The 12,402-nt window shown below is 38.7% G+C and carries 11 protein-coding genes; 8 read left to right on the top strand and 3 right to left on the bottom strand.

What is annotated here, in order from left to right; genetic code table 11:
- Nucleotides 1-9 precede the first annotated feature (9 nt).
- A complete protein-coding gene (locus tag GD597_RS09455) occupies nt 10-537 on the bottom strand; it encodes an RBBP9/YdeN family alpha/beta hydrolase (RefSeq protein ID WP_171607604.1) in 528 nt (175 codons plus the stop codon).
- Between the two features lie 209 nt (nt 538-746).
- On the opposite strand from GD597_RS09455, the gene GD597_RS09450 reads away from it, so the two are divergent.
- The 5 genes from GD597_RS09450 (at nt 747) to GD597_RS09430 (ending at nt 5,141) form a co-directional block, all read left to right on the top strand.
- Entirely contained in the window at nt 747-1,739 is a 993-nt protein-coding gene (locus tag GD597_RS09450) for a YpdA family putative bacillithiol disulfide reductase (RefSeq protein WP_171607603.1), read from the top strand.
- Nucleotides 1,740-1,962: 223 nt separating this feature from the next.
- Nucleotides 1,963-3,549, top strand: a complete 1,587-nt coding sequence (locus tag GD597_RS09445; protein WP_171607602.1) for a peptide chain release factor 3 — start codon at nt 1,963-1,965, stop codon at nt 3,547-3,549.
- 19 nt (nt 3,550-3,568) lie between these two features.
- On the top strand, nt 3,569-4,078 hold the full coding sequence (locus GD597_RS09440; protein WP_171607601.1) for a GNAT family N-acetyltransferase: 510 nt from the start codon (nt 3,569-3,571) through the stop codon (nt 4,076-4,078).
- A 20-nt stretch (nt 4,079-4,098) separates the two neighbouring features.
- Nucleotides 4,099-4,641 (top strand): GNAT family N-acetyltransferase, encoded by a 543-nt coding sequence (locus GD597_RS09435; protein WP_171607600.1) that lies wholly within the window; start codon nt 4,099-4,101, stop codon nt 4,639-4,641.
- The gene (locus GD597_RS09430; protein ID WP_171607599.1) at nt 4,638-5,141 is read left to right on the top strand and encodes a GNAT family N-acetyltransferase; all 504 of its coding nucleotides are present in this window, start codon (nt 4,638-4,640) and stop codon (nt 5,139-5,141) included. The genes GD597_RS09435 and GD597_RS09430 overlap by 4 nt, the downstream gene beginning before the upstream one ends.
- On the opposite strand, the gene GD597_RS09425 is transcribed toward GD597_RS09430, so the two are convergent.
- The gene (locus GD597_RS09425) at nt 5,129-5,869 is read right to left on the bottom strand and encodes a DUF3291 domain-containing protein (protein WP_171607598.1); all 741 of its coding nucleotides are present in this window, start codon (nt 5,867-5,869) and stop codon (nt 5,129-5,131) included. The two genes, GD597_RS09430 and GD597_RS09425, sit on opposite strands and share 13 nt — an antisense overlap.
- 141 nt (nt 5,870-6,010) lie before the next feature.
- On the opposite strand from GD597_RS09425, the gene GD597_RS09420 reads away from it, so the two are divergent.
- On the top strand, nt 6,011-6,934 hold the full coding sequence (locus GD597_RS09420; protein ID WP_171607597.1) for an alpha/beta hydrolase: 924 nt from the start codon (nt 6,011-6,013) through the stop codon (nt 6,932-6,934).
- A gap of 178 nt (nt 6,935-7,112) precedes the next feature.
- Here GD597_RS09420 and GD597_RS22140 read toward each other — a convergent pair whose 3' ends face one another.
- Complete coding sequence (locus GD597_RS22140) at nt 7,113-7,763, bottom strand: DnaJ domain-containing protein (RefSeq protein ID WP_171607596.1); 651 nt, start codon at nt 7,761-7,763, stop codon at nt 7,113-7,115.
- Nucleotides 7,764-8,320: 557 nt separating this feature from the next.
- Between GD597_RS22140 and smc the strand changes: the two genes are divergently transcribed.
- Together smc and GD597_RS09405 are read left to right on the top strand one after the other, a co-directional pair.
- Nucleotides 8,321-11,842, top strand: coding sequence for a chromosome segregation protein SMC (gene smc, locus GD597_RS09410; RefSeq protein ID WP_171607595.1), 3,522 nt, complete (start codon nt 8,321-8,323; stop codon nt 11,840-11,842).
- Nucleotides 11,843-11,917: 75 nt separating this feature from the next.
- Nucleotides 11,918-12,355, top strand: a complete 438-nt coding sequence (locus GD597_RS09405) for a DUF3592 domain-containing protein (protein ID WP_171607594.1) — start codon at nt 11,918-11,920, stop codon at nt 12,353-12,355.
- Nucleotides 12,356-12,402: the final 47 nt, after the last annotated feature.

Raw genomic sequence — 12,402 nt, 5'->3', positions numbered from 1 at the left:
TGTAAAAACTTAATCCAGCTGACTTAAAACATCCAGTCCTTGCTGCCACTTATAAAACCCTGCCTCAGCGTTTATATGGCCTGCTTCGCCAATATTAATAAAATCACTTCCCCAGCACTCTGCAAAATAGGCAGCCCTTTCCAACGAAACCCATGGGTCGTTGGTGCTGGCTACTACAATTGTTTTAAATTCCATTTTGCCAAGTGGTATAGGTGCAAAACCTGTTGCGGGGAAATTGTAAATGGTAGCTTCAATATCGCTGGGGGCAACCAATAATGCGCCTTTAATGGTTTTGCCAAATTGGGCATACCAATGAGCAATGGTGGTGCAACCCAGGCTATGGCCAATAAGAATTACCTTGGATAAATCATATCCCTTCAAGGCGGCTTCAATGGTATTTACCCAATCTAAACAGGCTGGGGCATCCCACTCTTTTTGTTGAATGCGGATAAAATTATCACTGGTTGTTTCAAAATATGTTTGCCAATGTTCGGGGCCGGAATTGCCTAAGCCGGGGATAATAAAATAATGATTCATGGTAAGGATAAATATGGTGGTATTATGTTGTACTTAATTATTGTAAACAATAAAATTAAGTGTTATACCATTACTGATTGTATTTATAGCTGCCATTTTGTTGCAGTAAAAGAGTGCGACGCAAGGATGTAAAATGCCTAATCCAAAGTTTGGCTCATAAAAGCCAAGCTGTTTTCTGCGAATCCCCATTTCGGTTGTAATTTGCGCCCATGGAAAAACTGGATATGCTTATAATTGGTGCCGGCCCAATTGGTTTAGCCTGTGGAATTGCCGCAAAAAATGCCGGGTTAAGCTATGCTATTGTTGAAAAGGGCTGCCTGGTAAACAGCCTGTATAATTACCCTGTAAACATGACATTTTTTTCAACTGCTGAGCGGCTTGAAATTGGCGGGGTACCTTTTATGACCCTGCACAATAAACCCAACAGGCAAGAGGCGGTAGAGTATTACCGTCGGGTTACAGCCATGTACCAATTACATGTGCATTTATTTCAGGAAGTAACACAGGTGCAGCAAACGGCAGTTAAAGAATATATTATTACCACCACCAAACAAGTATTTACTGCGGCTAATATTGTTATTGCCACCGGGTTTTACGATTTACCCAACCTGATGGGTATACCCGGCGAAACCTTAGACAAGGTGCATCATTATTATAAAGATCCGCATTATTATGCTTTTCAAAAAGTATTGGTGGTAGGTGCACAAAACTCTGCCGTGGATGCTGCACTGGAAACTTGGCGTAAAGGCGCTACAGTTACCATGGTTATTAAAGACAAGCAAATTGGCGAAAGGGTAAAATACTGGGTACGTCCTGATATTATTAACCGCATAGAAGAGGGAAGCATACAGGTATATTACGAGTCTTCAATTACTGCCATTACGCCGCATACTGTAAGTTTGCAAACACCCAATGGTGCGCTTACTATTGAAAACGATTTTGTAATTGCTATGACTGGTTATACGCCCAATTTTACCCTGTTAAAGCACCTTGGCGTACAACTGAGTGATGATGCTTACCTGCACCCCACTTATGATGATACTACCATGCAAACAAATATGCCCGGGATTTATTTGGCTGGCGTGGTTTGCGGCGGAATGGATACACACAAATGGTTTATTGAAAATTCCCGTGATCATGCTGATAAAATTGTAGCCCATATTATCACTTTGCAAAAAGACCTTGTAGCCATTCATAGTTAAGGTTATGGGCCCGGCAATGAGTTGTTTAGGAGGCTTTACTTGCGTCGCACACTGCAGGGGTTCGGTTCATTCCCCGGCAATACCGTTTTTTACTTCAAAACAGGTAATGGCGAATAAAGACATACACCTGCGGCTAAACAATTTGCAAACCTTACCTTTGCCGCCCAAATAACTGTTGCCTTTTTGTTCCGCAGCAGGTATTTTTAACGTTCGGTGAATAAATATGAAATACGAAAAAGAAATTAACAGGCGCAAAACCTTTGCTATTATTAGTCACCCCGATGCGGGTAAAACCACATTAACAGAGAAATTCCTGTTATTTGGCGGTGCTATACAAACGGCTGGTGCGGTAAAAAGCAACAAGATAAAAAAGCATGCCACCAGTGATTTTATGGAAATTGAGCGGCAGCGTGGAATTTCTGTTGCCACCAGTGTTATGACTTTTGAGTACCAGGATAACCTGATTAATCTGCTGGATACACCAGGTCACAAAGATTTTGCCGAAGATACTTACCGCACATTAACTGCCGTGGATAGTGTTGTACTCGTGATAGACAGTGTAAATGGGGTAGAAGATCAAACAAGGCGTTTAATGGAAGTATGCCGTATGCGGGATACACCGGTAATTGTGTTTATCAATAAAATGGACCGGGATGGTAAAAACCGCTTTGATTTACTGGAAGAAATTGAAAAAGAACTAAAATTAAGTCTGCACCCTTTAACCTGGCCCATAAACAGTGGTAAAGATTTTAAAGGGGTATACAACCTGCACGATAAAAGTCTTTTACTATTTACGGCCAATACCAAGGCTAATGAAGAAGGTAGCGTGGCTATTGAAGACTTAGCTGACGCAAGGCTTGATGCTAAAGTAGGGGAAAGCGATGCCAATATTTTGCGGGAAGATGTTGAATTGATTGAAGGTGTTTATGGAAAATTAAACCCTGCTGATTATTTGGCAGGCAAAGTAGCTCCTGTATTTTTTGGCAGTGCCATCAATAATTTTGGCGTAAAAGAATTGCTGGATACATTTATTGATATTGCCCCTGTACCCCGCGACCGCGAAACGAGCTCCAGAAATGTAGAAGCTGGTGAGGATAAGTTCAGTGGTTTTATATTTAAAATACATGCCAATTTAGACCCCAAACACCGCGACCGTATTGCCTTTTTAAGGGTGTGCAGTGGCAGGTTTGAGCGGAATAAATATTTTCACCATGTACGTTTAGACAGAGATTTACGTTTCAGTAACCCATATTCATTTTTGGCTCGAAGCAAAGATGTAATTGACGATGCCTATGCCGGAGATGTTGTAGGTTTATTTGATACCGGTAATTTTAAAATAGGCGATACACTAACAGAAGGCGAAGATTTCTATTTTACGGGTATTCCTTCTTTTTCACCAGAAATTTTTAAAGAACTGGTGAATAAAGACCCGATGAAAACAAAACAACTGGAAAAAGGTATCCGCCAGTTAACAGATGAAGGGGTTGCGCAGCTGTTTACCCAATTTGGTGGCAATAAAAAAATTATTGGTTGTGTGGGTGAATTGCAGTTTGAGGTAATACAATATAGACTACTGCATGAATATAGCGCTGCCTGCGAGTTTAGAACATTACCATTCTTCAAGGCTTGCTGGCTAACCAGCACCGATGATAAAAAGCTGGAAGATTTTCTGCGGTTTAAACAATCCAATTCAGCAGAAGATAAGGATGGTAACCCGGTTTATCTGGCCCAAAGTGAATGGTTTTTAAATACAGAAATTCAAAATAATCCGGATATTCAATTTCATTTTACCAGTGAAATTCATAAATAAAAAGTCATTTTTATACAAGATGTTAGCAACAAAGCGACTGCATATTTTTCCATTAGAAACCTATCCGCTGCTGGATTATTTGCTGGCAGAAAATATCTATGAAAGCAGTATGGGGTATACGGAAAATAACCGTGTGGTTTCTGCTGATCTTAAAGACATGATTGAGGGTTTTACAATTCCCAAAATGCAGCAGGCTACAGCTGACAATTTTGTTTATTATACTATTTGGCCGGTAGTGGAAAAAGCTTCCAACACAATAGTTGCTGAACTTGGGTTTAAAGGTGAGCCCACAGCAAGTGGAATGGTAGAAATTGGCTATGGCACCATGCCAGCCTATGAGGGTAAGGGTATTATGACCGAAGCTGTATCTGCAATGGTTCAATGGTGCAAACAGCAGCCTGTTATACAACTATTGATGGCAAGAACGGAAAAGGATAATACCGCTTCTGCACGTATTTTGCAAAAGAATGGTTTTGTATTGTATGGTGTTGTTGAGGACGACTTGTTAGAATGGCACTTGCCTGTATAATTTCATTGTATACCAATTCCATGATACAATTAGCCGGCCATACTACGCTACAATTACTTATTAAAGAAGATGCACCACTCCTAAGCAATATTGCAATCAAAGCCTATAAGGATCATTACCTTCATTTATGGGATGATGGGGGTGAATGGTATATTAATAATTGCTTTAATATTGCCCGGTTGCAAAGTGAATTGGCCGATGCAAATGCAGTATTTTACCTGGTTTGCCACCTGGATATACCTGTTGGATTTGTAAAATTAAATATCAATCCCTCATTTGCAGCCGACACTGATAATGCTCTTGAATTGGAGCGGATTTACCTTATGGGCCATACTTCAGGTAATGGAATAGGTAGTAATATTCTTGTTTTTATTGTTCAATTGGCAACTGAAATGGGAAAGGCAGGCATCGTTTTAAAAGTGATGGATAGCAGTGCTGCCGCCATACGCTTTTATCATAAAATGGGCTTTGTAATCACCGGCAATTATCAGCTAGACTTTCCTCAAATGTTGAAGCATTTCCGCGGTATGTATATTATGGAGAAAACCTTATTGCCATTATGATCATATTTGAAACACCCCGCTTAATTATTCGTCAATTTACCAAAAACGACCTGCAACATTTTTTTGATCTTAATGGTAATGAAGAAGTTGTAAGATATATCAGACCAGCTGTAAATAGGGAAGAAGCGGAAAAATCATTGTTATGGAATATTGCATTCTATGCTTCGCATCCTAATCTTGGCAGATGGGCCGTAATAGAAAAGGCTACCAATGCATTTGCCGGTTCATTTGCGCTAATTCCTATTGAACAGGAAAAAGAAAAATTACAAATTGGATATGCACTATTGCCACAGTTTTGGGGTATGGGTTATGCATCAGAACTGGTTCATTTTGGTAAACCCTTTTTCTTTGAACATCATTTTCAGGATATTTTATATGCGGTAACTGAGCAACCCAATCTGGCATCTCAACAGGTTTTGCTTAAATCTGGTTTTACAATGGTAGGAAATATGATGGAGGGTTCGAAAATATTAATTCGTTTTAAGTTTCACAGGCCCTGATATTGACCATGGTACTGTTTATTGCTTCCTACCTTTCCTGCTAATGGATTAATGCCATTCAATGTTCCAGAAACTGCAATGGGTTTAAACCGTACAAACATATCTTCACTATACCAATTTTCCTTTCTGGTAGCTTTAATTACTGCAGCATGTTCCTGCATTTTATAGGCAAATTGCTTCATGTGTTCCTTACTTTCCCATACACTAAAAGTGGCTTGTTTTATCCAGGGCACTTCTCCAATGCCTACGGATGTTATAAAACCCGGGGCATCTGCCATTCTTTGCGCCACACTGTTTACATTTTTCCAAAACGAACTTAGTTTGTTTAAACGGATAGTTGCCCTCGTTAATACCGCAATCAATCCATTATAATCTGTTTGTTTGGCTAAATCACCAAAAACGGGTTTACCATCCCAGCTACCATGGCCTTCCATCGCTTCCAGGGTTATAGTGAAAATTTCACAGCCAAAAAAATGAAACCATTGGTGTATAAAGCCACCATAAACCGGTATTACCTGTTTTTCTGGGATCGCATTATGTACTGTTAAAATGGCCCATTGCCGCCAATCGGGGTAAATATCAAATGTGCCGTTTTTGCCGCAGCCCATCAGTTTCCAAAAACTTAATTGCTTATTAAACAGCAAGGGCACTCTAAAAATTGCCATAGAGATGAAGCCGGCAATTCCCAACAGTTTTGGGTATCTAACAATGGTTAATGTACTGTACATGTGTTAATGTTGAAAATCCTTTTCAATGTAAATAGCTAACCGTATTGCATTAGTTATTGATTATAAATAATTTTTGCCAGGTACAGTATTAATCCGCTAACTTAGAAAATATTTAAAGCATTTTCTATTTTATAATCCATTATGAAAAAACTTATAACAGCCATTAGCTATTTTATGTTCATGCAAGCCATACATGCCCAGCAGGTTTTCTCTTTGTATGATGGAGCCGTACCCAATGCAATACCTTGTAATGCAGTTCAAAAAGAGTTTATTGATACCAGCTGGAACAAAAGTGGTTTGTTGATAGTGCAGCATGTAACTACTCCAACTATTACCGTTTATCAACCTGCCAAAGAAAAACAAAATGGTACGGCGGTTTTAATTTGTCCCGGCGGCGGTTATGGCGTATTGGCTGCTGGTCACGAAGGTGCGGAGTTTGCAAAAATATTTAATGATAATGGCATCACGGCCTTTGTGCTGTATTACCGTTTGCCTGATGATGCCTGTATGACCAATAAAGCTTATGTGCCTTTAATGGACGCCCAGCAAGGTTTGTATTTTATACGTTCCCATGCTGCCCAGTACAATATCAATGTAAACAAAGTGGGTATTATGGGTTTTTCTGCAGGTGGGCATTTGGCAGCATCTGCCAGTGTGCATTTTAACGATCCGGTTCGTAAAGAGCTGGCTGGTGCCAATTTAAGGCCAGATTTCTCCCTGCTTATTTACCCCGTTATTAGTTTTAAAGAAGAGGTAGGGCATATGGGTTCGCGTAATAACCTCATTGGCAATAAACCCACTGCGGCTATGACTACCTATTTTAGCAACGAAGACCAAATAACAGATAAAACCCCGCCAGCATTTCTGGTGCATGCTTCAGACGACGGTGCTGTAAAGCCAGAAAATAGTATTTTATATTATCAGTCGCTCATTAGCCATAATATTCAAGCCGAGATGCATATTTATCAAAATGGCGGACATGGTTTTGGATTACACAATCCCACCACCAACGATCAGTGGTTCGATCGTTGCTTAAATTGGCTAAAAGCAAATAAGCTTTTGTAAGAACTTTGTTAGCCCGGCAGTTGAAGCCAAATTGGTCTTTTCTTGCGTCGCACTCTTGTACGGCTGGTAATGCTATTGGGCTGTGCTATTTGTACCGATAATGAAAGTCTGTCCTTATTTGCTGCAATTCAATAAAGGTTATTTTATATTCTTTAAATTAGTATATAAATTTTGTAAATTATTGTTTACCAATTATATACATAATTATGCATAAAATTATAGTAACACCAACCGCAATAAAGGGCTTTACTTTTTCCCATTTGGCTTCCTTCTTTTTTTGGTTAACCAAAATGTCAATTTTGTCCAACGCGACCTGGTTTTCATTAGCCAGTTTGGTAAGCTTGGGTAATAAGTTTATTAAAAGATCTATCGTTAACAGTTTTGCAGACACTAAAACCACATTAATTATTTCAAGGTTGATGGCTGTTGCCTTTTCCTTTTCCAGTACCTCCAGGTGCTTTTCACTCAACACCTGTTCAAGCTGAAAGGATAAAGCATCCCTGTTAATACGGTAGGGGTCAGAGCTTTTCACCATATTTTTTAGTGTAAAGGCTGCTTTTAATATAGATGCCGGTGTTATTGTGGGCGACTTTTTAAAGCTATAGTTATAGGTGTACAATCTTTTATAATGATAATCTTCTCTTTTTACCCTATCGGATAATATCTCGTAAGCCTCCGCAATCTCCTTAAATGTTGCCTCTGAAACACTGTCTTCCGGGTTTTTATCGGGGTGGTATTTCATGGCAAGTTTGCGGTAAGACTGTTTTATCTCGGCATCAGTAGCATCAGGCAAAACACCCAGGATAGTATAGTAATCTTTTGGTAGCATTCAATATGTATAAGGTACAAACAACTACTAAATTAGGATGTTCGGGCTGTTCTGATATAGCAATCATCAATAAAATTGTAAAATCAAATTATGGCAGACTGTATTTATTACTAATTAGGCAATATTTATATTTAATTAATCATCTATCATATTGTTTAAATAACTGTAAATCAATATTATAAAATTAATTTAACTTAATTTGTAAGCAAATTAAAGCGTCAGAAATATACCAATGCGGAATAGATTACCTGGTTAAACTACTTCGAATAGAAAAGGCATTATCTATACCAATAATTATTTTGCTGCTAATTGATAAATTGTACAAGTGAGTGACACAACAACAGCTAAATTGAGGCGCAATAGATTGTAACAAAAAATATGCATTAAAATTTATAAATAATTGATATACAAGTAAAAGAAGGTTTTATTCTCTTTTTTAGTGTGGATAAGTATTAAAGCTTTAAGTAAATTCTGCACAGCTTCTCCACAACCCCTTATTCAACTTTTATTTTATAGTGCAATTAGCCTAAGTTCGCATTTGACAAAATGGGTGAAACGTGAGATTAAAATCATTAGAAATTAAGGGCTTTAAAAGTTTTGCTGATAAAACCATCGTGAATTTTGACGAAGGTATTACCGGTATTATTGGCCCCAACGGTTGCGGTAAGAGTAATATTATTGATTCTATTCGCTGGGTAATTGGCGAGCAAAAGATATCTGCTTTAAGAAGTGAAAATCTTGAGGCATTGGTATTTAATGGCAGTAAAACCAGAAGTGCCAGTGGTTTGGCTGAAGTGAGTCTTACTTTTGAAAATACCCGTAACCTGCTGCCAACAGAGTTTAGTACAGTTACTGTAACGCGTAGGTTTTATAAAAACGGTGAAAGTGAATATCGCCTTAACGATGTTCAATGCCGTTTAAAAGATATCAATAACCTTTTTCTTGATACCGGAGTTTCAACCGATAGTTATGCCATTATTGAGTTGGGCATGGTAGACGATATTATCAAGGATAAGGAAAACAGTCGCCGCCGTATGCTGGAACAAGCAGCTGGCATTACCATTTATAAAACAAGAAAAAAAGAAGCCAAGAATAAATTAGACGCCACCGAACAGGATCTTAATCGTATTGAAGACTTATTGTTTGAGATAAATAACCAGCTGAAAATGCTGGAAAACCAGGCAAAAAAAGCCGAGAAATACTTTGAAATAAAAAAGGATTACAAAGAAATTTCAGTTGAATTGGCCAAGGCTTCATTGGATGGTTTTAATACTACTTACCGAGATTTAAACGAAAAACAGGAAGCCGAAACCGATAAAAGAGTTTTACTGGAAGCGGAAATTGCTACAGAAGAAGCTGCACTGGAACAGGAAAAAGTTGGTTTTATTGAGAAGGAAAGAGCGCTGCAATCGATGCAACACGAGTTTAATGCATTGGTACAGGATGTACGTACCCGGGAGAATGAAAAGAACCTGGCTACTCAAAAGCTGCATTATTTAAAAGAAAAGGAAACTAGTCTGCACGATTTTTTAAATAAGGCAGAGGGGCAATTAAGAACCATTGAAGATTCTATTCAATACAGTCAGTTACAGGTAAAAGATGAAGAAGAGCGTTTATTAAAAATTCAGTCCGAACTGGAAGCTGCCAAATTTGAAGTAGAAGAAAAGCGCCGCTTATTTGATGAAAAACGGAGCAGTGTGGATAGTTTGCGGGGCACTTTTCAGCAAATTCAACGAGGCCAGTTTGATGCAGAAAAAAAGGTGGCAGTAGCTGATACCTCTATTCAAAACCTGCAAAGGGCACAAGCTCAATTAACCGATGAAAAGCAGAACAGGGATAGCCAGTTACAACAATTGGCCATTGAACTGCAGGAAAAAGAAGAAGCGCTGGATAATAAGCGGGCTGATTTATTACAGTTACAGGAACAGCATGAACGCACCAAGGAGCAAATACTGGAAACCCAGTCTCAATTGGAAGTATTGCGAAATCAACTGGCTGATGAAAACCGTAAACTGGATGCCCGCCGCAATGAATACGATTTGCTAAAGAGCCTGATTGATTCGATGGAAGGCTATCCGGAAAGTGTAAAATTTTTACATAAAAACCCAAATTGGAACCATACTGCACCAATTTTATCAGATATTATTTATGTAAAAGAGGAATACCGCACGGCTGTAGAAAACGTGTTGGAACCATATCTGAATTATTATGTAGTAAATAATTTGGAAGAGGGATTACAGGCTGTTCATCTGTTGGATGATAATAAAAAAGGAAAAGCCAACTTTTTTATGTTGGATAAGTTGAACGACAGCAAAGTAAACACCCGCCAACCTGCGAATACCATTCCTGTAATGAGTATTATTGAGGTAGACGAACAATATACTAAACTGGCAGAATACCTGTTGGGTAATGTGTACATTGCTGAAAACGATGCCGCTTTTGCACAAAGTGAGGATGCGGTGGTATTAGAAAGCAGTGGAAAATATGTAAAGGGAAAATATACCCTAACCGGTGGTAGTGTTGGTTTATTTGAGGGAAAAAAAATTGGCCGTGCCAAAAACCTGGAAAAATTGCATGATGAAATTGTGTTGCAGGATGCTGTTGTTAATGCCCTGAAGGCAGAGATAAAGCAAAAGCACAATGAGGTTATTGGTTATAACGAGCAGCTTAAAGAAAATGTAATTAAGCAAACCGAAAATGAAATTAACCAGTTAACCAATCAGGTATTTGCGGTTAGAAACAGGATTGAAAACCTACAGGCTGCACAGCAAAATGCCCACCAACGCCTACAGGATATTGAAGAACGCCTGCAGGATGAGCAGGATGGAATTGCCGAAACACGTGAAGCACTTATTTTTTTAAACGAACAACTGCAAAATACCTCACAGGAAATGCGATTGCTGGAACAGGATTACCAGCTGGCAGAACAGGACTATAGCCAGTCCACAGCAACTTTTAACGATACTAACCTGCAATTAACAAGACAAACCAGCAAAATAACGGCTATCAGGCAGGAACTGATTTTTAAAGAAAATCAGCTTAATGAACTGCACAATCAAATAGAAATAAATACCAAACAACTGGCCGAAGCTGCCGAAAATATTACGGATAGTGAAGAGGCATTGGCTGCAAGTATTGACCTATTGTTTGACCTGATGCATAAAAAAGAGGAAGAAGAAAAAAAGTTAAATGAGGCAGATCAGGCTTATTATAACCTGCGGAACTTTTTACAGGCAAAAGAAAGTGAGCTGCGCTTAAAAGTAAAAAGCCGTGAAATGACGGAACATTTACTTAGCGAAATAAAGGATAAACTAAATGAACTAAAACTACAGCTGGCTGGCATGAAAGAGCGCCTGCATGTAGAGTTTAAAATAGAGCTGGATGAAATTCTGGATCAGGCAAGAACTACCAATTCCAGTTTGGAAGAATTGCAAAATAGCTCAGAAAGAATGCGCAAAAGGCTGGAGAATATTGGCGAGGTAAACCCAACAGCCATTGAAGCCTATACCGAAATGAAAAAGCGGTATGAGTTTATTCTGGAACAAAAGAACGACCTGGTAAACGCCAAAGAAAGTCTTTTACAAACCATTCAGGAAGTTGAAGCTACAGCCAACCAGCAATTTTTGGATACTTTTAATCAGGTAAGGGAAAACTTTCAAAAAGTATTTAAAGCCCTGTTTACCGATGAAGATACTGCAGATATGGTGCTGGAAAACCCGGATAACTTAGCAGAAACAGGTATTGATATTATTGCCAAACCTAAGGGTAAAAGGCCATCGAGCATTAGTCAGTTAAGTGGTGGGGAAAAAACACTTACTGCTACTGCATTGCTATTTGCCATTTATTTAATTAAACCTGCGCCATTCTGTATTTTGGATGAGGTAGATGCACCATTGGATGATGCCAACGTAGGTAAGTTTACCCAAATGATTAAGAAGTTTAGCGAAAATTCGCAGTTTATTATTGTAACCCATAATAAAATGACCATGAGTACAGTAGATGTTATTTATGGTGTTACCATGCAGGAGGCAGGCGTTAGTAAGCTGGTACCTGTAGATTTTAGAAGCTTAAGTTCTTAAATGCAAATCATAGAAGAAATATAAGGGTCAGGGTGTAAGCACTGATCCTTTTTTTATACCATTTAAATTACGCACTTGTTTAAGTCAGCCATAGTATTATACGTTACCTGTTATAGTTTGTACATCCTGTTTTCACGACAGCCCGATTTTTTTGATGGTGAGCAAACTATCGGTACTATTCATTTTGTAAAAGATAGTAGTAGCGCAGCGTTGGTACCTTCTGTGCAGTTTAGCGATGGCCGAAACCCACATTCGGCGAATGCTGATTATATATTCCGCAGCTATGTTGAAGGACAAAAAATACCAGTTATATACGAGGCATCACAACCTGAAAAAGCTGCGGTATTTAGCTGGTGGGGCTATTGGATCACCTGGACAGAAAGCCTGTTTTCCCTGCTAATATTGGTTGTTTTTTATTTTGCCGCCGTATCAATTACCAGTAACCCTTCGGCCGAAACGGTAAAGGCCCAGGCAGAGTATGTACCTCAAAAAAGAAGAAAATACGAGGACTAAACATCACCATCTGCTAATACCTTTTTATTTTTATATGTTTAATTACA

This window comes from Limnovirga soli, from assembly GCF_013106755.1.
Classification (GTDB): domain Bacteria; phylum Bacteroidota; class Bacteroidia; order Chitinophagales; family Chitinophagaceae; genus Limnovirga; species Limnovirga soli.
Note: the sequence above shows the minus strand (reverse complement) of the source record. Positions and strands in the feature narration are given on the sequence as shown.